Origin of the sequence: Microbispora sp. CA-135349, assembly GCF_050947365.1 — a bacterium.
Taxonomy (GTDB): domain Bacteria; phylum Actinomycetota; class Actinomycetes; order Streptosporangiales; family Streptosporangiaceae; genus Microbispora.
Map to the genome: position 1 here is coordinate 6,705,567 of NZ_CP192001.1, position 20,665 is coordinate 6,726,231.

Here is a 20,665-nt window from a genome sequence, read left to right on the forward strand (position 1 = left end):
CCATCGGTCACCCCGCGGATTCCCCGTCCCCGGGTCGACACCCTGGAAGGTGAGAAGCGGATCAGAAGAGCGGGATCTCGGGGTCGGTCTCGGCCGGGTCGTTCACCAGGTTGTAGAGCTTGGTCAGTCCGAGATCCCGCTCCAGCATGAGCAAACTCGGACGCGGTGCAGTTCTTCGCCCACCATCTCCGTTGAGACGCGCCTGTCCGAAAACATTGCCGCAGCTGATGATGTCGGGAACACCACGAGCTTCGTTTTGCGGTCCATACCCTTCGTCCGCGCTCGCATGGGCGCTTACCATCTATCTGGGCTGGAACTCCCCCAGCGGGATCAGCGCACTCTGGAGCTGACGTTGCCCTACCAAACCATGCGTATCGACCTGAACTCCGACCTGGGCGAGGGGTTCGGTCAGTGGAGGCTCGGCGACGACGAGGCGCTGCTGTCGATCGTTACGAGCGCCAACGTCGCCTGCGGTTTCCATGCGGGAGATCCGGTGATCATGCGGCGCACCTGCGAGACCGCGGCCGCGCGCGGAGTCGTGATCGGCGCCCAGGTCGGCTATCGCGACCTGGTGGGCTTCGGGCGGCGCTTCGTCGACGTGCCGCCCGCCGAACTCGCCGACGACGTCATCTACCAGATCGGAGCGCTGGACGCCTTCGCGCGCGTCGCGGGCGCCAGGGTCAGGTACGTCAAACCGCACGGCGCGCTCTACAACGCGATCGTGCATCACGAGGCGCAGGCCGGCGCGGTGGTCGCGGCCGTGCGGGCCTATGATCCCGGGCTGCCCGTGCTCGGCCTCCCCGGCTCGGCGTGGCTGCGCCAGGCCGGCCGCGCCGGTCTCACCACGATCGCGGAATGCTTCGCCGACCGCGCCTACACCCGGGAGGGCACGCTGGTGCCGCGCGGCGTGTCCGGCGCCGTCCTGCACGACCCGGCCCAGGTCGCCGAGCGCAGCGTGCGCATGGCCAGGGGCGAGCCGATCGAGGCCCTCGACGGCACGAAGATCACCGTCACGGCGGACTCGATCTGCGTGCACGGCGACAGCCCCGGCGCCGTCGCCATGGCCGTCGAGGTCCGTGACGCGCTCGAGGCGCACGGCATCGGCGTTGCGTCGTTCGTCGAGGGCGACGGATGAACGCACGGGTGCGCCGCTGCGGCGAACGCGCGGTCCTGGTCGAGCTCGACCGCCTCGAGGAGGTGGTCGCCCTCTACGACGCCCTCGCGGCCGAGCCCCCGCCGGGGGTGGTCGACGTCGTCCCCGCGGCACGGACCGTGCTCGTCCGGTTCGAGCCGCCGGCGTCCCTTGCCGCGGTGGAGTCCGCCGTCCTGGCCGTACGACCGGCCGGGGGACACGGCGCGACGAGCGAGGAAGTGATGATCCCCGTCGTGTACGACGGCGACGACCTCGCCGATGTGGCCGGGCTGACCGGGCTGACCGTACGCGAGGTCGTGGCGGCGCATACCGGAACGCCGTGGACGGTCGCCTTCTGCGGGTTCGCCCCCGGCTTCGGATATCTGATCGGCGGCGACCCCCGGCTGGCCGTGCCCCGGCGGCCGGAGGCGCGCGTACGCGTGCCCGCCGGCGCCGTGGCGCTCGCCGGGGAGTTCAGCGGCGTCTACCCGCGCGAGTCGCCGGGCGGGTGGCAGTTGATCGGGCGCACCGAGACCGTGGTGTGGGACATCGCGGCCGATCCGCCCGCCCTGCTGCGCCCGGGAGTCCGGGTGCGGTTCACGGAGGCCCGGTGAGTGAGGCGACTGTGAGCGCCGGTGGGAGCGAGTCCCGGCGGGCGCTGCTGGTGCTGACTCCCGGCCCGCTCACCACGGTCCAGGATCTCGGGCGGCGCCGGCACAGCCATCTCGGCGTAGGCCGTTCCGGCGCCGCGGACCGCGGCGCGCTGCGGCTGGCCAACCGCCTGCTGGCCAATCCCGAGGACGCGGCCTGCCTGGAGGTCACCCTGGGCGGGCTGCGGGTGCGCGCCACCGGCGACCTGCTCGTGACGCTCACCGGCGCGCCCTGCCCCGCCACCGTCACCGACGCCGGGGGACGCGCGCGCGGCATCGGGCACGCGTCGGTCGAGCGCCTGCCGGACGGAGCCACGCTACGGCTCGGCGAGCCGTCCCGCGGGCTGCGGACCTACCTGGCGGTCCGCGGCGGGATCGACGTCCCGAAGGTGCTGGGGTCACGGGCCACCGACCTGCTCTCGGGGCTCGGCCCGGAGCGCCCGGCGCCCGGGTCGGTGCTGCCGGTCGGGCCGGCGCCGGCGGAGTTTCCCGTCGCCGATCTCGCCCCGGTGCCCGTGCCCGAGTCCGGTGTCCTCCTGCTGGGCGTGATCGCGGGACCGCGCCACGACTGGTTCACGCCCGGGGCGCTGGCCGCCCTGTGCGCCGAGCCGTACGAGGTCACCGCGCGCAGCGACCGGGTGGGCATGCGGCTGCACGGGCCGCGCCTGGAACGCGCGCGCGACGGCGAACTGCCGAGCGAGGGCATGGTTCCGGGCGCACTGCAGGTGCCGCCGTCCGGCCAGCCGACGCTCTTCCTCGCGGATCACCCCGTGACCGGCGGGTACCCCGTGATCGCGGTGCTGCGCGACGACGACGTCGACCGGGCGGCGCAGGCCCGCCCCGGGCAGCGGATCCGTTTCCGAATGACCGGCGGCCGGCGATCGCAGAAGTGACCGCGACCGCCGGTCACGGCCCCCTCGGCGGCATCTCCCGCGGGCCGGCCGGCGAACACCCGCGGATCGCTCCGGTCAGTCTCCGGCGCGGCGGACGAGGGGGTTGGCGGCGGTGGAGTTGCGGATGCTGAAGGTCACGCTGCCGGCGCGGTAACGGTCGTCGGAACACTCGACGGGACGGCCCTCCTGGGTGGTGGTGACACGGCGCTGGCGCAGCAGCGGGCTGCCCCGCCGTACGCCGAGCAGCCGGGCGTCCTCGCTGCCGGCCGCCACCGCGTCGATCAGGTGCTCGCCGTAGGCGAAGACGAGGCCGACCGACTCGTAGAGCTCCTGGGTCACCGACTCGCAGTCGGGGTCGAGCCTCTCGACGGCGGGGGCGATCCAGCCGGCGTAGACGGTGCGCTCGACCAGCACCGGCTCGCCGTCGAGCCGCCGCAGCCGCAGCACGTCGAGCACCTCCTCCCCCGGCTCCAACGACAGCCGTACGGCCTCGGAGGACGAGCACGGGCGGCGGCGGGAGGCCAGCACGGAGCCGCTGGCGCGGTAGCCCATCGACCTCGCCCACTGGGCGAAGCTGTGCAACTCCGCGAAGCTCTGGCTGCGCTCGCTGCCGAGCACGATGCGCCGCGCGCCCTGCCGGGACCCGACCAGCCCTTCGGAGGCGAGCAGGGCGACGGCCTGGCGGACGGTGCCGCGGGCGGCCGCGTACCGAATGGCCAGCTCAGCCTCGGAGGGGAGCTGAGCGCCTATCGGATAGTCCCCCCTGACGATGGCGTCCCGCAGGTCACTCGCGATCTGTTCGTAGCGCGCCATCGTGCTGAGCCCTTCCGTTCACGCGACCGACATCGATATGCGACTTACTACCTATGGCTTGTTTGTACAAGTTCGCTTACGTTCGATCCACGCACCATAGTGGGAGGGACCGTTGTCCACACGTACCGCCGGCCTCGTGGCCGCGCTCACGATAACCACCTCAGTGATCGCGGCGTGCGGCGCCGCCCCCACGACCACCGGCGGCGGCTCGGGGCCGGGCGACTCCACGGCGGCCTCCGCGACCTCCGCCCAGGACTTCGGCGGGCTGGACAAGCTGGTGGAGGCGGCCAAGAAGGAAGGGCAGCTCAACACCATCGCGCTGCCGCCGGACTGGGCCAACTACGGTGAGGTCATCAAGGCGTTCGAGGCCAAGTACGGCATCAAGATCACCAATGACAACCCCGACGGCTCCAGCCAGGACGAGATCAACGCGGTCAAGACCCTCAAGGGCCAGGGCCGCGCCCCCGACGTGCTCGACCTCGGCAGCGCCTTCGCGCTCAGCGGCGCCCAGGAGGGCCTGTTCGCGCCCTACAAGGTGCAGAGCTGGGACAAGATCCCCGACGGGCAGAAGGAGACCGGCGGCGCCTGGTACTACGACTACGGCGGCTACATCTCCATCGGCTGCGACGCCAAGCGGGTCAAGACCTGCCCGCAGACGTTCGCCGACCTGCTCAAGCCCGAATACAAGGGCCAGGTCGCGCTGAACGGCGACCCGACCAAGGCCGGCGCCGCCTTCGCGGGCGTGTACGCCGCCTCGCTCGCCAACAAGGGCTCATTCGACGACATCCAGCCCGGCATCGACTTCTTCAAGAAGCTCAAGCAGAACGGCAACTTCAACCCCGTGGAGGCCACCCCCGCCACGGTCGAGAAGGGCGAGACCCCGATCACCCTCGACTGGGACTACCTGCAGGCCAGCTACGCCAAGGAGTTCGCGTCGAAGGGCGTGGACTGGAAGATCGCCATCCCCGCGGACGGGCAGTACGCCAACTTCTACGCCCAGGCGATCAACAAGTGGGCGCCGCACCCCGCCGCCGCCCGCCTCTGGCAGGAGTTCCTCTACAGCGCCGAGGGCCAGAACCTGTGGCTGAAGGGCTACGCCCGCCCGGTCCTGCTGCCCTCCATGCAGCAGGACGGCAGCGCGGACGCCGCCATGGTCGACCAGCTCCCCAAGGTCGAGGGCACCCCCACGTTCCCCACGCCCGACCAGGTCAACAAGGCCAAGGAGGTCCTGGCGAGCGGGTGGGGCGCGGCGGTCTCGGGCTGAGATCGTGCGCGACAGCCGTACGCGATCGAAGAGCCGGTGGGCGGCCGTGCCGCTGCTGGTCTTCGTCGTCATCGTCTTCGGCGTGCCGATGCTGGTCCTCCTCGGCGGCACGTTCACCAAGGAGGGCACGCTCAGCACCGCGAACCTCACCGAGTCGCTCCAGGGCGCGTACCTGACCGCCCTGCTCGGGAGCGTCAAGATCTCGGCGCTCGTGGCGGTGCTGGGCGGGGTGCTCGGCACCTTCCTCGCCCAGGCCGTGGTGACCTCCAGGTTCCTGGCGCTGCGCGAGGCGGTGCTGACCGCCTCCGGTGTGCTGGCCAACTTCGGCGGCGTGCCGCTGGCCTTCGCCTGGATCGCCACGCTCGGCAACTCGGGCGTCGTCACCACCACGCTCGGCCTCGGCCAGCACGGGTGGAGCCTGTACAACTTCTGGGGTCTCACCCTGGTCTACCTGTACTTCTCCATCCCCCTCCAGGTGCTCACGGTCGTGCCCGCGCTCGACGGGCTGCGCCCGCAGTGGCGTGAGGCCGCGCAGAACAACGGCGCGAGCACCTGGCAGTTCTGGCGGTACGTCGGGATCCCCGTGTTGACCCCGGCGCTGCTCGGCGGGGTCGTGCTGCTGTTCGGCGGCGCGTTCTCGGCCTACGCCACGGCGCAGGCCATGGTCGGGTCCACCGTCCCGCTGGTCACGCTGAAGATCGCCGACGCGCTCACCGGCAACGTCCTGATCGGCCACGAGAACGTCGCGCTGGCCCTCAGCCTCGACATGATCGTGGTCGCGGGCCTGGTCATGGCCGTCTACCTCCCGCTGCAGCGAAGGAGCGCCCGATGGCTCCGCTGACCCCACAGGTGTCCACGCAGCTCGTCCCCGGGCCGGTCGCCGCGCGCGGCGGGCGGCCGAGGCGGCCCCGGGTGTGGCGCGGGGTGGTCCTCGTGATCGCCGCCGTCTACTTCCTCGTCCCGCTGATCGCGTCGTTCGTCTTCACGGTGAAGGTGCCCGATCAGGGCCTCTCGCTCGACGCGTACGGCCAGATCTTCTCGGCGGAGGGCTTCGGCACCAGCCTCCTGCTGTCGCTCGGGCTCGGGGTCGCCACGATCGTGCTCGTGCTGCTGCTGACGCTGCCCGCCGCCGTGGCCGTACGGCTCGGCGCGCCGCGGCTGCGGCCGGTGCTGGAGGTGGTCTGCACGCTGCCGCTGGTGGTGCCGCCGATCACGTTCGTGGCCGGGATCAGCACGGTGCTGCGGTGGGGGCCCGACTATCTGGCGAGCACGCCCTTCTACCAGACGGTCATCGCGCTGCAGAACCCCGGATTCCCGGTGGTGCTCGTGCTCGCCTACGTCGTGCTGGCGCTGCCGTTCGCCTACCGCTCGCTCGACGCGGGCCTGGGCGCGATCGACGTGCGCACCCTGTCGGAGGCGGCCAGGAACCTCGGGGCGTCGTGGCCCCACGTGCTGCTGCGGGTGATCATCCCGAACATGCGGTCGGCGATGGCGAGCGCGTCGTTCCTCACGCTGGCGCTGGTGCTCGGGGAATTCACGATCGCGCGGCTGCTCAGCTTCGAGACCTTCCCCAACTGGATCTACCGGATCTCCGGCTCACAGGCGCAGGTGTCGGTGGCCGTCTCGGTGTTCAGCCTGCTGATCACCTGGCTGCTGCTGCTCGCCCTGTCGACCGCCGGCGCGAGGCAAAGGAGTGGATCATGAACGGGGCCCGGGTCGAGTTCCGCGGCCTGCGGCGGCGGTTCGGCAGCACGGTCGCGCTGGACGGGCTCGACCTCACGGTGGAGCCCGGCGAGCTGATCGCGCTGCTCGGCCCGTCGGGGTGCGGCAAGACCACCGCGCTGCGCTGCCTGGCCGGCTTCGAGCAGCCCGACGAGGGCGAGGTCCTGGTGGACGGCGCCGACATCACGCGCGTGCCGGCCAACCGGCGCGACGCCGGCATGGTCTTCCAGTCCTACAGCCTCTTCCCCAACCTCGACGCGCGCGACAACGTGGGCTTCGGCATGCGGGTGCGCAAGGTGCCCGCCGCCAAGCGGCACGCCCGCGCGCAGGAGCTGCTGGAGCTGGTCGGCCTGCCCTCGGTCGGCGACCGCTACCCCCACCAGCTGTCCGGCGGTCAGCAGCAGCGCGTGGCGCTGGCCCGCGCGCTCGCCCTGGAGCCCAGGGTGCTGCTGCTCGACGAGCCGCTGTCGGCGCTCGACGCCAAGGTGCGGGTCACGCTGCGCGAGGAGATCCGCCGCCTGCAACTCTCCCTCGGCATCACGACGATCTTCGTGACGCACGACCAGGAGGAGGCGCTGTCGATGGCCGACCGGGTCGCCGTGCTGCGCGACGGCCGCCTGGAGCAGGTCGCCGCCCCCGCCACGTTGTACGACCGGCCGGCCACCCCGTTCGTCGCCGAGTTCGTCGGGGCGATGAACCACCTGCCCGGCCTGGTGTCGGGCGACCGCGTGACGGTCCTCGGGCAGACGCTGCCCGTGGACGGCCCGGTGCCGGGCACCGCGCAGGTGGACGTGCTGGTGCGGCCCGAGGCCGTGCTGGTCACCCCCGAAGGCGACGGGATCGTCATGGTGTCGTCGTTCCGCGGCTCCACCGCCCGGCTGCGGGTCCGTTTGGGCGACGGCACCGAGGTGCTGGCGGACGTCCCGGGCCACGAGTCCGCGCGCTTCGCCCCGGGCACCGCCGTACGGGTCGGGCTGGTCGAGCGGCCCGTGCTCGTGTCGGCCCGTTCGGAGGCCGGAGCCGCGGCGGCGGTCCCCGAACCCGATGTCGTCTGACCCGATGTCGTCCGGTGACCGCCCGGCGGCGGTCCTGTTCGACATGGACGGCACGCTGGTGGACACCGAGGGCCTGTGGTGGGACGCCTGCGTGGAGGTCGCGGACGGCCTGGGCCTTTCTCTCGGGGAGGCCGACCGGGAGGCGCTGTTCGGCCTGTCGGTCGAGGACGCCGCCCTGCACATCACCCACGCCCTGCACATCGCCGGGGCTTCAGGGGCGCGGCCCGTCGAGGCCATGCTGACGGACGCGTTCACCACCCGGCTCGAAAGCGGGGTGACCATGCTCCCCGGCGCGGTCGCGCTGCTGGAGGCCCTGCGCGCGGCCGGGATCCCGGCCGGGCTGGTCAGCGCCTCTCCCCGGCCGGTCGTGGACCTGGTGCTCGAGACCGTCGGCGGGCACCGCTTCCGGCTGTCGGTGGCCGCCGGGGACAGCGCCAGGAACAAGCCCGCCCCCGATCCGTACCTGGCCGCCGCCGCGCGGCTCGGCGTCGACCCGGCCGCGTGCGTGGCGATCGAGGACAGCCCGACCGGTGTCGCCTCGGCCCGGTCGGCCGGGTGCGCCGTCATCGTGGTCGGCCCCGCGGGCGCCGTCAGCGGGGTGACGGCGGTGCCGACGCTGGAGAGCGTCGACCTGCCGCTGCTGCGCGGGCTCGTCCCCGATCCCGCGGCGGTCACTCCGCGAACCTAAGTTTCTTCTGGGTATCGTCGCAGCATGAACACCATCAGCACCGTTTGCGACGACCCCAAGGACGTCTACTCCGCCGCCTGCCCGTGCCGCAACATGCTCGATCTGCTGGCCAACAAGTGGAGCGCGCTGGCCCTGGGCGCCCTGGAGGACGGGCCGCAGCGTTTCGGCGCACTGCGGGCCCGGCTCCAGGGCGTCAGCCCCAAGGTGCTGACCCAGACCCTGCGCCGCCTGGAGGACCACGGCCTCGTCCACCGCGACGTGTATCCGGAGGTCCCGCTGCGCGTGGAATACAGCCTCACCCCGCTCGGCCGCGACGCCAACGTCCCGCTCGCCCACCTGCGGACGTGGGTGGAGCGCAACATCGACCGCTTCCCCGACGCCGACTAACGCATTGACCTGGATGGTTCCCGGTGGGTACTCGTATCCCTTGCGGGTAACCAGGCTCCAGCGGGTACCGTCCGATCGTCATCGCGGCCGGCCTGCGATCCACACCGGCCGCCACTGCGCGAGAGGACCGTCATGAGTGAGCACCCGAGCACGAACATTCCCGCCGTCATGCCCGCCGTCGCCTACCGGCGCAGCCTTGCCGTCGACGACCCGGAGAGCCTCCTGGACGTGGAACTGCCGGTGCCCGAGCCCGGCCCGCGCGATCTGCTGGTCCGCGTCGAGGCCGTCGCCGTGAACCCGGTGGATTACAAGGTCCGGCGCAACAGCGATCCGGGCGGCGAGCCCAAGGTGCTCGGCTGGGACGCGGCCGGCACCGTCGTCGCCGTGGGCGATGAGGTGGAGCTGTTCGAGGTCGGCGACGAGGTCTACTACGCCGGTGCGATCGACCGGCCCGGCGCGAACTCCCGCTTCCACGTCGTCGACGAGCGCATCGTCGGCCACAAGCCCGCCACGCTGTCCTTCACCGAGGCCGCCGCGCTGCCGCTGACCTCCCTCACGGCCTGGGAGGGCCTGTTCGAGCGCCTGGGCCTGCGCGGCGACGCTCTCGGCCAGACCGGGACGCTGCTGGTGACCGCGGCCGCGGGCGGCGTCGGCTCCATCGTCGTGCAGCTCGCACGCGCCCTGACCGGGCTCACCGTGATCGGCACGGCCTCCCGCCCCGAGACGGTGGAGTTCGCCCGCAGGATGGGCGCCCACCACGTGGTGGACCACCGCGCCCCGCTGGCCAAGCAGCTGGCCGAGGTCGCGCCTGACGGCGTGGACTACGTCTTCAGCACGACCGGCACCGACCGCAACCTCGCGGCCTACGCCGAGGCGCTCACCCCCTTCGGCCGGATCGTCGCCATCGACGACCACGACTCCCTCGACATCGGCGTGCTCAAGTCGAAGAGCATCGCCTTCCACTGGGAGCTCATGTTCACCCACTCGCTGTTCCGGACCCGCGACCAGGTGAACCAGCACCGCATCCTCGACCGGGTCGCACGGCTCGTCGACGCCGGGGTCGTGACCACCACCGCCACCCGGGACCTCGGCCCGGTCAACGCCGCCAACCTGCGCGAGGCGCACCGGATCCTCGAATCGGGCACCGCGATCGGCAAGATCACTCTCACGGGCTTCTGATCTTTCCGGGCGGATGGACGGGAACAACGGACAAGGCCCGGCCGGTTGGGGACGACAGGAGCCGACCCGAAGACAACAGGAGCCGCGCATGCATGCCATCGTCATCCCCGCCTACGGTGATTCCTCGGTGCTGGAGTACGCCGAGCGGCCCGACCCCGAGCCCGGTCCCGGTGAGGTGCTGGTCGAGGTGGCGGCGACGGGCGTCAACTTCATCGACGTCTACCACCGCGAGGGCCGCTACCCGATGCCGCTCCCGCTGGTGCCCGGCAACGAGGGGGCCGGCACGGTCACGGCCGTCGGACCGGGCGTGACCGACGTCGTGCCCGGCGACCGGGTGGCCTGGGCCAGCGTCATGGGCTCGTACGCGACCAAGGTCGTGGTGCCGGCGGAGAAGACGGTCCGGCTGCCCGACGGGCTGTCACCCGACCTTGCGGCGGCGGTGCTGCTGCAGGGGCTGACCGCCCACTACCTGACCCACTCCACGTACGCGGTCCGGTCGGGCGACGACGTGCTCGTGCACGCGGCGGCAGGCGGCATGGGCCTGCTGCTCGTCCAGATGGCCAAGCTCCGCGGCGCCCGCGTGATCGGCACGGTTTCCAGCCCCGAGAAGGAGAAGCTCGCCCGGCAGGCGGGCGCCGACGAGATCGTCGCCTACGAGGGCTTCGCCGAGGCCGTCAAGGAGATCACCGACGGCGCCGGAGTGCACGTCGTCTACGACGGGGTCGGCGCCGCCACGTTCGACGGGTCGCTCGCGTCGCTGCGGCCGCGCGGCATGATGGCGTTGTACGGCGCGGCCAGCGGGCCCGTCCCGCCGTTCGACCCGCAGCGGCTCAACTCGGGCGGCTCGCTGTTCCTGACCCGGCCCACGCTCGGGCACTACACGGCCACCCGTGAGGAGTTGCTGTCGCGGGCGAACGACCTGCTCGGCTGGGTCGCCTCCGGCGCGGTGAAGGTGCACGTGTCCCAGCGCTACCCGCTCGCCGAGGCCCGCCGCGCCCACGACGACCTGGAAGCCAGGCGGACGACCGGCAAGCTCCTGCTGATCCCCTGAGCGTCCACCCGCCACGCGCCTTGCGGCCCGCGCCGGCCGCGGGACGGCTCGTCTTCACGCCGGGTGCCGGTCCGCGGCGGCGATCAGACGCCGCGCCGCGACCGCGGCGCCGTCGGTGCGCACCTCGCCCGCGACGGCCCCGGCACGGGCGGCCACATCGGGGTGGAGGACCCGGCGGAGAGCCGTGGTCAGCGACTCGGCCGTCGGCGCGGCGGGCGGGTGCGCGACCCCGATCCCGAGGTCGCCGACCCGCCCCGCCCAGTAGTGCTGGTCGTAGTGCTGCGGCAGGACGACCTGCGGCGTCCCGGCCAGCCCGGCGGCGGTCGTGGTGCCCGCGCCGCCGTGGTGGACGACGGCGGCGACCCGGGGGAAGAGCGCCTGCTGGTTGACCTCGTCGATCGCCAGGCAGTCGGGTCCGTCGTCCGCCGGGGACAGGCCGGCCCAGCCGCGGAGCACGATGACGCGGCGTCCGAGCGCGCGGGCCGCCTCGACCGTCACCTGCGCGATGTCCCGGGGAGCGCGGACGCTGCCGAAGCCGACGCAGACGGGCGGCTCGCCGTCGTCGAGGAACCTCTCCAGTTCCGGCGGCAGCGGGCGCCGGTCCGGCAGGATCCAGGCGCCCGTCTGCACCACGCCGAGCTCGGCGGGTTCGGGCCAGGGCGCCAGCGTCGGGTCGGCGGCCAGCCAGGGCCGGTCGGTGACCATGTGACCTCGCGTGTCCGCCACCGGAGCCAGGCCGGCCGCGGCCCGGTGGGCGTTGAGCGCGGCGCCGACGGTGCCGTTCCAGCGCCGCGCGTCCTCGGCCCAGAGCGCGCGGTTGCCGGCCGTGCCGTCCACCGGCCCCTGCCCCCAGACGGGCACGGGTGCGTGGTGCGGCGACGGCAGGGTGACGGGGCAGTAGCTCACGTACACGTAGCCGATCCCCAGCCGCTCCGCCACCGAGTGCGCCGCCATCGACATGGCCCCGCCGCCCACGATGACGTCGCAGTCCTCCGCGGCCGCGGAGATGGTGGCGAACTGGACGGCGACCGTGCCGTCGATCATCCGCCGGCGTTGCTCGGGCGTGGGCGGGGCCTGCTCCCGTGGGGCGGCCGACGCGGTCGGGCGCAGCTCGGGCCCGATGGGCACGACGGGGAACCCGAGGCCCTCGATCCGGTCGCGGAAGTCGGGGGGCACGCACAGGCGGGCCTCCTGCCCGAGTTCCCGCAGCTCCATGGCCAGCGCCACCATCGGCTGGACCTCCCCCCGCGTCCCGATCGTGGACAACAGCACGCGCATGTGCACTCCCCTGTGTCTTGCCCCTGGAATGGCGTGGATGAGGTGAGCGTGCTCGCGGCTCGGTACGGCGTCCGCCGTGGACCGGCCCGGCTCACGGCCCCCGATTGTGCGCCGTCACCGGGGTCTTGCCGCAAGTCCCCCCGTCCCCTGTACGTTGAAGGTGGCGGGGGTGCTCTCGATCAGACCAGAGGGTGGGCCGGCCACTCCAGGAGCCGGGCCCCGAGCACGGCCGTCTCCAGCGTGAACCGCTGGGTCGGGTCGCTCGGCGAGAAGCCGGTGAGCCTGCGGATCCGCTCCAGCCGATAGGTGATCGCCCGGGTGCTGATGCCGAGCCTGCGCGCCGCCGCCGTGTGGTTGCCCTGGGAGGCGAAGACGGCCTCCAGCGTCTCCAGCAGCGGCTCCGGCCCGCCGCGGGCGGAGGTGAGCGGACCGAGCACGGTGGAGACCAGGTCCACGATCGCCTCCCTGTCCCGCAGCAGCACCGGGAAGACCAGCAGGTCGGCCGCTTTGAGCACCTGGGCCCGCAGGCCCAGCCGCTCGCCGAGGTCGATGGCGCCCGCCGCCTCCCGATAGGAGGTGACGATTCCGCCGGGGCCCTGGTGGGGGCGGCCCACCCCTGCCCGCCACTCCGTGAGCGCGGAGCGTACGTGGTGGGTGAACTCGCCGCTCGCGGCGGTCAGTTCTCCGGGGGACGCGCACACGAGCAGGCCGTCGCGGACGGCGACGAGGATGTTGTGCGAGCCGAACCTCGCCACCAGCGCCTGTTCGATCCTTCCGGCCAGCGGGTCGCCCGGCATGAGCGGGCTGCCGGGTTTGACCACGGTCACGACGTACGCCCCGGCGAGCCGCAGGCCGAAGTGCTCGGCCCGCTCGGCGTCCGCCCTGCCCTGCAACAGGTCGTCGACGAACAGGCGGCGCGCCTCCTCCTCCTGCCGGAGAGCGGCGCGCTGGGCCTCCTCGTATCCCTCGATGTAGGCGGCCATGCCCCGGCGTACGGCGCCGAAGGCGCCACCGGCGGTGATCTCGGCGGCGTGCAGGCAGGCGTCGGCGAGCACCCGCAGCGGGATGCCGCGCTCGGCGGCGAGGGCGCCGCACTCGCGCAGGCCGTCCATGTCGGCGCGGCCGGGCAGCCTGCCGGTGGCGGCCGACGCGGCCAGGACCGACAGGAACCCGCCGAGTAAGTCGGCGGGCACCCCGGTCGCCTCGCTCACGCGAGCGAGAACGCTGTCCATCAGACCCCTACGTCACGCCGTTCGAAGGCGAGCAGCGCCGTCATGAGGAGGACGGCCGTCGCACCCAGCAGCACAAGGTAGTCGCCGTACGGCCAGCCCTGGTAGAGCGGGCGGCCGTCGAGGTAGTAGTGGACGGGCGAGAGCCAGCGCAGCCAGGAGATCGCGTCGATGCTCCTGCCCATGGTCTCCACGATGTACCCGCCCACGCCCCAGACGCCGACCACGGCGAGCGCGATCTGCTTGCGCCCGAACGCCGCGCCCACGCACAGCGTCAGCGTCCCGAAGAACAGCACGAGCAGGAACAACCCGGTGTGCGCGGCGAGGATGCCGCCGAACGGCACGTCCATGTGGGCGGCGGACGAGGCCCCGGTGGCGACGGCCAGCGTCACCAGCGCCACGGCGAGCAGGCCGAGCGCCAGCGCGGCCCAGCGCTCCAGCAGCAGCCGCCTGCGGTCGATCGGCAGCGTCAGCGTGAGCTCCAGCGTCTTGGCCTCCTCAGGGCCGGCGATGGCCCGGTTGCCGAGGATCGCGGCGCACATGGTGAACAGCAGCGGGCCGAGGAGCTGGTAGGCGACCGCCTGCAGATAGCCGCGCCCGGTCGCGATGTCGGACATGCCGCCCATCAGGTCCCTGAACGCACCGGGATACTTGGCGATGGCCTGCTTACTGAACGTCTCGGGGTCCTTCATCATGCTCGCGTAGATCGAGATGTACATCCCGAGGAACGCGCACAGCCCGACCGTCCACCCGACGAGGGCGCGGCGGTATTCCCTGAGGCTCTTACGCACCAGCGTGGGCATGACGGCCCTCCTCCTCGCTGTAGTAGGTCAGGAAGATCTCTTCGAGGTCCGGCTCGGCGCTGACCATGTGGACCACGGTGTGGCGGGCCGCCGCCTTGATCAGCGCGTCGGGCCTGCCGTCGATCGTGCAGCGCAGGCTCGCGCCCTGGACGACCACGTCGCGTACGCCCGGGAGCCCCTCGAACGACTCCTTCGGAATCGGCGCGTCGAAGTGGAGCTCCACGTGCCGTACGGCTCGCTCGCGCAGCGCGGCGATGTCCTCGACCGCGACGAGGCGGCCCGCGCGCACGATGCCCACCCGGTCGGCCACGTGCTCCACCTCGGCGAGCACGTGCGACGACATCAGGATCGTGTGACCGGCGGTGCGCGCCTCCCGGACCATGGCCAGGAACTCCTGCTGCACCAGCGGGTCGAGCCCGCTCGTCGGCTCGTCCAGGATGAGCAGCTCGGGCTCGTGCATGAACGCCTGGATGAGCCCGACCTTCTGCTTGTTGCCCTTCGACAACTCGCCCATCCTGACCGACAGGTCGGCGTCGAGCCGCTCGGCCAGTTCGTCGATCCTGCCGCGGCTCACCCCGCCGCGTACGTCGGCGAGGAACTGCAGGTAGTCGCGGGCCCGCTCCCTGCCCTCCAGCGCGAGCTCGCCCGGGAGGTAGCCGATCCGGGCGCGTACGCGCGGGTCGCGGGTGCCGGCGCCGAGGACGGTCGCCCGGCCGGACGTCGGCCGGATCACGTCGAGGAGCAGCCGGATCGTCGTCGTCTTGCCGGCGCCGTTGGGGCCCAGATAGCCGAAGACCTCGCCCGGCCGGATTTCGAGGGTGAGGTCCTCGAGGCCTCGTCTCGTACCGTAGAACTTCGTCAGTCCTTCGGTCTCCACCACTGCTGTCATGCCGCAATGGTGGCGCTCCCGTCAGGCGCGGGGTATGCCCGCTTCCGGACACTTGCCGGTCGTGTTCGTTCCCACTCCCGGCAAAGCGGAGGTCAAGACGTGCCGCAGGTGGTCGAGCCCGGCAGCAGGTGGCGGTAGCGGGAGACCAGCCGGTAGCCCGCCTGCGCGAGCCAGCTCACCGGCGGGGTCAGCATCACCCGGCCGGCCGCGCGCCAGGCCGCGCGCGGCTGCAGGGCGAGGAGCAGTGCGACGGCGCGCGCGCCGTGGGCGCGCAGCCCGTCCGGGCCCAGCAGCTGCACCGACGTCGCGACCTCCTCGCGCGTCAGGCCCACCGCGCCGAGGTCGAGGCCCTGCCAGGCCCGCACGGCGGGCATGTACGGCAGGAGTCGATGCCCGGTGTTCACGCACGTCTGGCAGAAGGCGCAGTCGCCGTCGAAGACCAGCAGGACCCGGTTCTTTCCGCTTTCTCCGCCCATGCCGTCGAACCTACCAATCCTGGGACGGATCATTCCGGTCTCGTGGTGGCGGCGCGGCCCGCCGTGACGCGCGCACCGCCAGCACGACGATCAGGATCACCGCGACCATGAGACTGAAGACGACCGCGACGGCCAGCAGCAGGACGAGTGCAGTCATCATCGATCCCTTCGGCGGTTCCGGGTGAGGGCGAGCCGGGCGGCGACGGCCAGGCCGACCGACGCGTACGACACCGCGCGCGCCAGCCGTACGGACCTGGGGATGTCGGAGACTGCCGGACGGGGCCCTTCGCCCAGCTCCGGGCGGTGCTCCACTCGGCCGCCGTAGTCGTTGGCCCCGCCGAGGCGTACGCCGAGGGCACCGGCGAAGGCCGCCTCACAGCGTCCGGAGTTGGGGCTGGGGTGGCGATGCCCGTCACGTGCGAGGACGGCCGCCGCGCGACGCGGGGAACCGCCCACCAGACCGGCGAGGCCCACGGTGAGCAGGGCCGTCAGCCGGGCCGGCACGTAGTTGGCCACGTCGTCCAGCCGGGCCGAGGCCCAGCCGAACCTCGCGTAGCGCGGCGACCGGTGGCCCACCATCGCGTCGAGCGTGTTGACCGCGCGGTAGCCGACCAGGCCGGGCACGCCGAAGAGCGCGCCCCACACGAGCGGGGCGACGACGGCGTCCGAGGTGTTCTCCGCGATCGACTCGACCGTGCCCCGCGCGAGCTCCGCGGCGTCCAGCCCGGACGGGTCGCGCCCGCACAGGTGCGGGAGGCGTGCGCGGGCCGCGGCCAGGTCGCCGTCGCGCAGGGCCCGGGCCATCAGCGTGCCCTCCCTGCCCAGCGTCGTGCCGCCGAGGACCGCCCAGGTGGCGGCGGCGGTGACCGCGGCCCGCGCGACGGGGCTCGACCGGGTCATCCGCGCGGCGAGCACTCCCACGGCCGTCGCCGCGCCGACGCAGACGGTGGTGTAGGCGACGCCCGCCACCCGCGAGTCTCGATATATGCGCTTCTCGAGGGCGGCGGCCCGGCCGCCGAACACCGCGACGGGATGACCCCGCCGGGGATCCCCCACCGCGGCGTCGATCGCGGCCCCGGCGAGCAGCCCCGCCGCCGTGGCACCGTCCATGATCCGGGTCACGCACGCATTCTGCCGTACATGCGCATTTGTCACGCGATGGGCTCGTCGCCTCGGCATGAGCCGGGATCGCCGCTTCGTCAAAGGACGGGCTCTGTCGCTTCGTCAGGGAACGGGATCGCCGCCCTGTGTCAGGGAACGGGATCGCCGCCCTGTGTCAGGGGACGGGATCGTCGCCCTGTGTCAGGGGACGGGATCGCCGCCGAGGAGACGGCGCTGGATCGCGTCCTCGTTGGCGTCGAGCCAGGCCGCGGCACGCCTGATGCGCCCGCCCGCGCCGCCGTCCCACATGCGCGCCCAGCCGCCGCCGAGCGTCCTGGCCCGGTCTCGCATGAGCGCGTAGGAGCGGCCGAACCGCATCCTGGCCGTCTCCACCAGCATGAGCCGGTCCCGCGCCGGCAGGCCGTACGCGTCGCAGAACAACCGGACGCGGGCCGCCGCGTCCAGGGACCGCTGCAGCGGGTCGCGGTCCAGCGGATCGGCGAACGGGGCCCAGTGCCGCAACGTGGTGACCACGTCGAACAGCCGCGTGGTCGGCCTGGCCAGGTCGAAGTCGATCAGCGCGTACGGCAGGAGCTCCCGCGTCGTCCTCCGGAAGACGACGTTGGCCGGGGTGACGTCGCAGTGGCCAACGAGCTCGGCGGGGCCCTCGGGGGCCGAGCCGTCCTCCCAGGTGGCGCCCGGAGGCGGGGTGAAGGAGGCCGCCGCGTCATGGAAGCGCCGCAGCAGCCGGGCCAGCACGGTCAGCGCCTCGTCGCTCACCGCGTACGCCGGCAGGGGATGCGCGGGCACCACGCCCTCGACGTACGTGAGGATCGCCCTGCCCCGCTCGTCGATCCCGAGGAACCGCGGCGCCCGGTCGAACCCGGCGGCCTCCAGGTGCCGCAGCAGCGCGTGGACCGACGGCGACGTGGGACGCATCGGCCGCCGTACGGTCGCTCCCGCCCGCACGACCCCCTCGGAGACGTCTCCGATGAGGGGGATCTCGCGCACGGACATGGCGCTGGAGTCTAGTCCCGCGGGCGATCAGATTTCCGCCCGAAGGCGTGAACGACGACAAAACATCTCGCCTCTCGGACGATCGTCCATATAGCGAGAAATCTTCTTCGTGATTCTGCGACCGCCCCTGGTCCTGGAGGGAACGGCGGTGTGACTGCCACCGGCATCTACGTCACGAGCGAGGGCGAGCGCGAGCTGCGGGAGCGGTGCCAGGAGCTCCTCACCCGCTGGCCGGTCCCGAGCGAGCGCCTGCGGATCCCGGCCCGGGAGGGCGAGACCTTCATCATCGCCTCCGACCCTCCGGCGGCCCCGCCGCCGCTCCTGGTGCACGGATCCAGCACCACCTGCGTGATGTGGCTGGGCGACGTCGCCACCTGGGCTCAGGCCCGGCGAGTGCCGGCGACGGGCGCTGAAGCGGCTCCTCACGCGACGAGTGTGAGCGCATCGGCGCAGGCCGAGCGGCTCCCTGACGGGCACGGCCACCAGGCTCGGAGGCCCACACGAGGCACGCTCCGGCCCATGTCGGGGAAACCGGGTGTGTACCCGGTCCCCGGATCATGCAGAATTAGGCACGAGCGCCCTTAGCTCAGCTGGATAGAGCATCGGACTTCTAATCCGACGGTCGGGGGTTCGAATCCCTCAGGGCGCGCTCCTCCATCCAGCCCAGATGCCCTCTGAGCTGGCCCTTCACATGATCGGGCTGTCGCCGAGGCTGCAGCCGGACGCCACCGGATGCAGCCCCAGGCGGCCAGTCCCGGAACATGTCCGGAATGATCTTGGCCGCATTTCCGCAGGTCGGCAGCCGGGTTCCGCCAGTTTCCGGAGCGGAGCAGGCGTACGCCGATCGGGGCAAGGTCGGGATCACCGGGCTTGACCGGTCGCCAGATGTAGCGGTGGGGATCGACCGGCTCGTCTCCGACGCCGAGGGCTTCCAGGACCCAGGTGCGGCGGTCCTGCTTGTGCTCGGTAAGGGTCTTGTTGGACCACTTCCAGGACACCAGGACCCGCCGCCCCGCGTAGCCGAGGTGGTCGGGCTTGTGCGCCTTGCCCTTGCACCGCCCCGGGGCCATCCCCGATTTAGCGCCCTTGGGCTGCAGCCCGTACCGCAGCCAGTTCACGCAGGTCGGCGAGCAGGGCTCGAATCGCAGCGCCTTCAGCAGCTGTTCGGCGTGAGCCTTGCGGCGTGGGTCGTCGGTGCCGAGGGACTTGGTCAGGTACTTCGAGAGGTACTGGATGAGCTGGTCGGCGTCCGGGGTTCCGGCGAGCACGCTCTGTATGTCGAGCTGGTCGCCGAAGCGGAGCACGTGCAGGGGTTCGGCGTCCTCGTCGGCGTCGAGCCGGTCGAGGGCCTGTTCCCAGGTCGGCAGCACTTCGCCGGTGTCGGGGTCGAGGTAGCCGGCCCCGTCCTCCCAGACCGGCAGGTGGTCCCCCTCGAACCGGACGGTGTCGGTCGAGGGCCACCACACTTGGTGGTGGGTCGCGTTCCCGGCCGCCGGCAGCTCGGGCCGCCCACCGCACGCCTGCCCCGCCGTATCGATTAATGGCTCCGGCCGAGGGTGCCACGCCGCGCACAGACGCATCCCCTTACAACCACGGCGACCTAGCCGCCACGGCTTCCACGACAATAATCCTGTGATTGATCACTACCGCAATCTCTTCCACCGACAGCAGTGGTTTGAGGACGCACTCTGCTGGACCGTAGTACAACCCCTCGACGAACAGATCACCGTGGACGATCTCCTCTGGCGGCTGAACGGAGGCCGTGATCCCGAGGAACGCACCATGGCGTATCCCACGGAAGAGGCCGTCACGGAGGATCTGCCCGTGCTCTTCGTCCACGAGGGCGAAGGAGCCTACGGTTTCCTTGAGTTTTCCTATGGCTTCGCTACGCCAGACCACATCCTCACCGAACTCAGCAAGGAGTCACGCGTGTGGATGACGACCTGGCACTTCAAGGGCGGATACACGATCCTCTATGCGGCCGACGGCAAGATCAGGGCCCGGATGCGCGACTTCCTCTTCAGAGAGCACGCGAAACAGGAGGGCGACCCAAGCGTTCTGGCCGGTTTTCGCGCCATGCTCGACAGTCTCGACCCGGAGGATTACCGGGGCAAACGAAGTGCGGCATTCGCCTTCATCGAGGCATCCACCGGCATGGGCGTCGAGAGCGAATGGCTGGATGTGGAAGAGGCGCCCGTCGTCGTCCTCGACAACTGGGGTGCGATGTGAATCGCAACGGTTCAATCTCGCGACGCCTCCGGCGGGGGCGCTCCGGCTCCGGGGTGATCGCCAAGGCCCGCGCATCGTCTGCGGCCGTAGGTGGCTGAGGTAGGTGCCTGATCGCCCCGCCCGCCATCGACCCGGGACAAGCCGAGCAGACCAAGACCGCCGGGTCCGCTTCCCCTTCGGGCGGGTCGACGGCAGACGGGGTGATCAGGGGGCGGAGGCGTGCGCGCCGCGCGGGAAGAGGCAGGTCACAGGCTGATCGTCGTGCAATTAGCGTGCATTCAGCCAGGGGAACGAGGGGGCAACCACGGTCACTCATGACTGGCTCCATGCCCAGGTCAGCGCCAGTACAGGCCGTGATCCATTCAATTCCCAAGCTGACAGCGCGGACTCGCTTGCGGTCCGATCAGCTGGAGCCCGTGCTCGCCGGAGTTGCCGCGAACTCTTCAAACTCAGCGACCATCTCGGCCAGGTTCAAGGGGCCACACGCGCCCTGGAACAGCCGACCGTCGCTTCTGATGTGGATCCAGTCATCCTCAGTCCGGTCGAGGGATCGCCAGTCGAAGGCGTGGCCCTCAAGATCGGTGCCGACGAGGTCCACCGCAATGCTCCACCCTGGGTTGTCGAGCGTATCGATCTTTACGCCATAGGTGTGCTCCCATTCGCCATCGCACTGCGCGACATACCACCGTTGCAGGAAGCCGAAGGGATCACCAGTCATCGCGGCATCTTAGCTCACGGGATATTTACGGGATGATCTTCGCTACCAGCAGTCCTTCGTCATCCGGTATAGCAGCTCAAAGGCCCTGTGA

The 20,665-nt window shown here is 71.8% G+C and carries 23 protein-coding genes, 1 tRNA gene and 1 pseudogene; 14 read left to right on the plus strand and 11 right to left on the minus strand.

The window, feature by feature from the left end; all coding sequences use genetic code 11:
- Positions 1-367 precede the first annotated feature (367 nt).
- From ACQPZZ_RS30760 to ACQPZZ_RS30770, 3 genes are read left to right on the plus strand one after another with little or no spacing between them, the layout of a single operon-like run.
- A complete protein-coding gene (locus ACQPZZ_RS30760) occupies positions 368-1,135 on the plus strand; it encodes a LamB/YcsF family protein (RefSeq protein ID WP_432924812.1) in 768 nt (255 codons plus the stop codon).
- Entirely contained in the window at positions 1,132-1,746 is a 615-nt protein-coding gene (locus ACQPZZ_RS30765) for a 5-oxoprolinase subunit B family protein (RefSeq protein WP_432924814.1), read from the plus strand. The genes ACQPZZ_RS30760 and ACQPZZ_RS30765 overlap by 4 nt, the downstream gene beginning before the upstream one ends.
- On the plus strand, positions 1,743-2,675 hold the full coding sequence (locus ACQPZZ_RS30770) for a biotin-dependent carboxyltransferase family protein (protein ID WP_432924816.1): 933 nt from the start codon (positions 1,743-1,745) through the stop codon (positions 2,673-2,675). The genes ACQPZZ_RS30765 and ACQPZZ_RS30770 overlap by 4 nt, the downstream gene beginning before the upstream one ends.
- A 75-nt stretch (positions 2,676-2,750) precedes the next feature.
- Here the strand turns inward: ACQPZZ_RS30770 and ACQPZZ_RS30775 are convergent, their stop codons facing one another.
- A complete protein-coding gene (locus tag ACQPZZ_RS30775) occupies positions 2,751-3,488 on the minus strand; it encodes a GntR family transcriptional regulator (RefSeq protein ID WP_363640796.1) in 738 nt (245 codons plus the stop codon).
- Positions 3,489-3,600: 112 nt separating this feature from the next.
- Here ACQPZZ_RS30775 and ACQPZZ_RS30780 point away from each other — a divergent pair, with 112 nt between their 5' ends.
- The 8 genes from ACQPZZ_RS30780 (at position 3,601) to ACQPZZ_RS30815 (ending at position 10,834) form a co-directional block, all read left to right on the plus strand.
- Positions 3,601-4,752: an ABC transporter substrate-binding protein gene (locus ACQPZZ_RS30780; RefSeq protein WP_432924818.1), complete on the plus strand. Its 1,152-nt coding sequence runs from the start codon at positions 3,601-3,603 to the stop codon at positions 4,750-4,752.
- Between the two features lie 4 nt (positions 4,753-4,756).
- Positions 4,757-5,593: an ABC transporter permease gene (locus tag ACQPZZ_RS30785; RefSeq protein ID WP_432924820.1), complete on the plus strand. Its 837-nt coding sequence runs from the start codon at positions 4,757-4,759 to the stop codon at positions 5,591-5,593.
- The gene (locus tag ACQPZZ_RS30790; RefSeq protein WP_432924822.1) at positions 5,581-6,456 is read left to right on the plus strand and encodes an ABC transporter permease; all 876 of its coding nucleotides are present in this window, start codon (positions 5,581-5,583) and stop codon (positions 6,454-6,456) included. The genes ACQPZZ_RS30785 and ACQPZZ_RS30790 overlap by 13 nt, the downstream gene beginning before the upstream one ends.
- Positions 6,453-7,529, plus strand: a complete 1,077-nt coding sequence (locus tag ACQPZZ_RS30795; RefSeq protein ID WP_432924824.1) for an ABC transporter ATP-binding protein — start codon at positions 6,453-6,455, stop codon at positions 7,527-7,529. The genes ACQPZZ_RS30790 and ACQPZZ_RS30795 overlap by 4 nt, the downstream gene beginning before the upstream one ends.
- Before the next feature lie 4 nt (positions 7,530-7,533).
- Positions 7,534-8,217 carry an HAD family hydrolase gene (locus ACQPZZ_RS30800; protein WP_432924826.1) on the plus strand — a complete coding sequence of 228 codons (684 nt, stop codon included), beginning with the start codon at positions 7,534-7,536 and terminating at the stop codon, positions 8,215-8,217.
- Positions 8,218-8,241: 24 nt separating this feature from the next.
- Positions 8,242-8,604 carry a winged helix-turn-helix transcriptional regulator gene (locus ACQPZZ_RS30805; RefSeq protein WP_432924828.1) on the plus strand — a complete coding sequence of 121 codons (363 nt, stop codon included), beginning with the start codon at positions 8,242-8,244 and terminating at the stop codon, positions 8,602-8,604.
- 132 nt (positions 8,605-8,736) lie between these two features.
- Positions 8,737-9,783, plus strand: a complete 1,047-nt coding sequence (locus ACQPZZ_RS30810; protein WP_432924830.1) for a zinc-binding alcohol dehydrogenase family protein — start codon at positions 8,737-8,739, stop codon at positions 9,781-9,783.
- An 88-nt stretch (positions 9,784-9,871) separates the two neighbouring features.
- Entirely contained in the window at positions 9,872-10,834 is a 963-nt protein-coding gene (locus ACQPZZ_RS30815) for a quinone oxidoreductase family protein (RefSeq protein WP_432924832.1), read from the plus strand.
- A gap of 54 nt (positions 10,835-10,888) precedes the next feature.
- On the opposite strand, the gene ACQPZZ_RS30820 is transcribed toward ACQPZZ_RS30815, so the two are convergent.
- From ACQPZZ_RS30820 to ACQPZZ_RS30855, 8 genes are all read right to left on the minus strand, one after another.
- Complete coding sequence (locus tag ACQPZZ_RS30820) at positions 10,889-12,112, minus strand: glycosyltransferase (protein ID WP_432924834.1); 1,224 nt, start codon at positions 12,110-12,112, stop codon at positions 10,889-10,891.
- A gap of 179 nt (positions 12,113-12,291) precedes the next feature.
- A complete protein-coding gene (locus tag ACQPZZ_RS30825) occupies positions 12,292-13,344 on the minus strand; it encodes a PucR family transcriptional regulator (protein ID WP_432924836.1) in 1,053 nt (350 codons plus the stop codon).
- The gene (locus ACQPZZ_RS30830) at positions 13,344-14,144 is read right to left on the minus strand and encodes an ABC transporter permease subunit (protein ID WP_432924838.1); all 801 of its coding nucleotides are present in this window, start codon (positions 14,142-14,144) and stop codon (positions 13,344-13,346) included. Before ACQPZZ_RS30830 ends, ACQPZZ_RS30825 begins: the two co-directional genes overlap by 1 nt.
- Positions 14,125-15,033, minus strand: a complete 909-nt coding sequence (locus ACQPZZ_RS30835) for an ABC transporter ATP-binding protein (RefSeq protein ID WP_432924840.1) — start codon at positions 15,031-15,033, stop codon at positions 14,125-14,127. The genes ACQPZZ_RS30830 and ACQPZZ_RS30835 overlap by 20 nt, the downstream gene beginning before the upstream one ends.
- A 92-nt stretch (positions 15,034-15,125) precedes the next feature.
- Entirely contained in the window at positions 15,126-15,509 is a 384-nt protein-coding gene (locus ACQPZZ_RS30840; protein WP_432924842.1) for a thiol-disulfide oxidoreductase DCC family protein, read from the minus strand.
- Between the two features lie 10 nt (positions 15,510-15,519).
- Positions 15,520-15,666, minus strand: a complete 147-nt coding sequence (locus tag ACQPZZ_RS30845; RefSeq protein WP_432924844.1) for a hypothetical protein — start codon at positions 15,664-15,666, stop codon at positions 15,520-15,522.
- A complete protein-coding gene (locus ACQPZZ_RS30850; RefSeq protein ID WP_432934607.1) occupies positions 15,666-16,619 on the minus strand; it encodes a cobalamin biosynthesis protein in 954 nt (317 codons plus the stop codon). Before ACQPZZ_RS30850 ends, ACQPZZ_RS30845 begins: the two co-directional genes overlap by 1 nt.
- Positions 16,620-16,811: 192 nt before the next feature.
- Positions 16,812-17,627: a phosphotransferase gene (locus tag ACQPZZ_RS30855; protein ID WP_432924846.1), complete on the minus strand. Its 816-nt coding sequence runs from the start codon at positions 17,625-17,627 to the stop codon at positions 16,812-16,814.
- A 150-nt stretch (positions 17,628-17,777) separates the two neighbouring features.
- Here ACQPZZ_RS30855 and ACQPZZ_RS30860 point away from each other — a divergent pair, with 150 nt between their 5' ends.
- Together ACQPZZ_RS30860 and ACQPZZ_RS30865 are read left to right on the plus strand one after the other, a co-directional pair.
- Positions 17,778-18,212, plus strand: coding sequence for a hypothetical protein (locus ACQPZZ_RS30860; protein WP_432924848.1), 435 nt, complete (start codon positions 17,778-17,780; stop codon positions 18,210-18,212).
- Positions 18,203-18,276 (plus strand) — tRNA-Arg (locus tag ACQPZZ_RS30865). The genes ACQPZZ_RS30860 and ACQPZZ_RS30865 overlap by 10 nt, the downstream gene beginning before the upstream one ends.
- A gap of 226 nt (positions 18,277-18,502) precedes the next feature.
- Here ACQPZZ_RS30865 and ACQPZZ_RS30870 read toward each other — a convergent pair.
- Positions 18,503-19,207 (minus strand): annotated as a pseudogene (locus tag ACQPZZ_RS30870) (replication initiator); the annotation flags it as partial.
- 52 nt (positions 19,208-19,259) lie between these two features.
- On the opposite strand from ACQPZZ_RS30870, the gene ACQPZZ_RS30875 reads away from it, so the two are divergent.
- Entirely contained in the window at positions 19,260-19,856 is a 597-nt protein-coding gene (locus ACQPZZ_RS30875) for a hypothetical protein (RefSeq protein WP_432924850.1), read from the plus strand.
- Between the two features lie 403 nt (positions 19,857-20,259).
- Here ACQPZZ_RS30875 and ACQPZZ_RS30880 read toward each other — a convergent pair whose 3' ends face one another.
- Positions 20,260-20,574 carry an immunity 53 family protein gene (locus ACQPZZ_RS30880; protein WP_432924852.1) on the minus strand — a complete coding sequence of 105 codons (315 nt, stop codon included), beginning with the start codon at positions 20,572-20,574 and terminating at the stop codon, positions 20,260-20,262.
- Between the last annotated feature and the right edge of the window lie 91 nt (positions 20,575-20,665).

Bases quoted from the DNA above. Each gene is read 5' to 3' on its own strand.
- ACQPZZ_RS30815 (WP_432924832.1), top strand. From the start codon at position 9,872: ATGCATGCCATCGTCATCCCCGCCTACGGTGATTCCTCGGTGCTGGAG.
- ACQPZZ_RS30795 (WP_432924824.1), top strand. From the start codon at position 6,453: ATGAACGGGGCCCGGGTCGAGTTCCGCGGCCTGCGGCGGCGGTTCGGC.
- ACQPZZ_RS30880 (WP_432924852.1), bottom strand. From the start codon at position 20,574: ATGACTGGTGATCCCTTCGGCTTCCTGCAACGGTGGTATGTCGCGCAG.
- ACQPZZ_RS30850 (WP_432934607.1), bottom strand. From the start codon at position 16,619: ATGGACGGTGCCACGGCGGCGGGGCTGCTCGCCGGGGCCGCGATCGAC.
- ACQPZZ_RS30790 (WP_432924822.1), top strand. From the start codon at position 5,581: ATGGCTCCGCTGACCCCACAGGTGTCCACGCAGCTCGTCCCCGGGCCG.
- ACQPZZ_RS30765 (WP_432924814.1), top strand. From the start codon at position 1,132: ATGAACGCACGGGTGCGCCGCTGCGGCGAACGCGCGGTCCTGGTCGAG.
- ACQPZZ_RS30830 (WP_432924838.1), bottom strand. From the start codon at position 14,144: ATGCCCACGCTGGTGCGTAAGAGCCTCAGGGAATACCGCCGCGCCCTC.
- ACQPZZ_RS30825 (WP_432924836.1), bottom strand. From the start codon at position 13,344: ATGGACAGCGTTCTCGCTCGCGTGAGCGAGGCGACCGGGGTGCCCGCC.
- ACQPZZ_RS30840 (WP_432924842.1), bottom strand. From the start codon at position 15,509: ATGGGCGGAGAAAGCGGAAAGAACCGGGTCCTGCTGGTCTTCGACGGC.
- ACQPZZ_RS30835 (WP_432924840.1), bottom strand. From the start codon at position 15,033: ATGACAGCAGTGGTGGAGACCGAAGGACTGACGAAGTTCTACGGTACG.
- ACQPZZ_RS30845 (WP_432924844.1), bottom strand. From the start codon at position 15,666: ATGACTGCACTCGTCCTGCTGCTGGCCGTCGCGGTCGTCTTCAGTCTC.
- ACQPZZ_RS30810 (WP_432924830.1), top strand. From the start codon at position 8,737: ATGAGTGAGCACCCGAGCACGAACATTCCCGCCGTCATGCCCGCCGTC.
- ACQPZZ_RS30805 (WP_432924828.1), top strand. From the start codon at position 8,242: ATGAACACCATCAGCACCGTTTGCGACGACCCCAAGGACGTCTACTCC.
- ACQPZZ_RS30855 (WP_432924846.1), bottom strand. From the start codon at position 17,627: ATGTCCGTGCGCGAGATCCCCCTCATCGGAGACGTCTCCGAGGGGGTC.
- ACQPZZ_RS30820 (WP_432924834.1), bottom strand. From the start codon at position 12,112: ATGCGCGTGCTGTTGTCCACGATCGGGACGCGGGGGGAGGTCCAGCCG.
- ACQPZZ_RS30800 (WP_432924826.1), top strand. From the start codon at position 7,534: ATGTCGTCCGGTGACCGCCCGGCGGCGGTCCTGTTCGACATGGACGGC.
- ACQPZZ_RS30775 (WP_363640796.1), bottom strand. From the start codon at position 3,488: ATGGCGCGCTACGAACAGATCGCGAGTGACCTGCGGGACGCCATCGTC.
- ACQPZZ_RS30760 (WP_432924812.1), top strand. From the start codon at position 368: ATGCGTATCGACCTGAACTCCGACCTGGGCGAGGGGTTCGGTCAGTGG.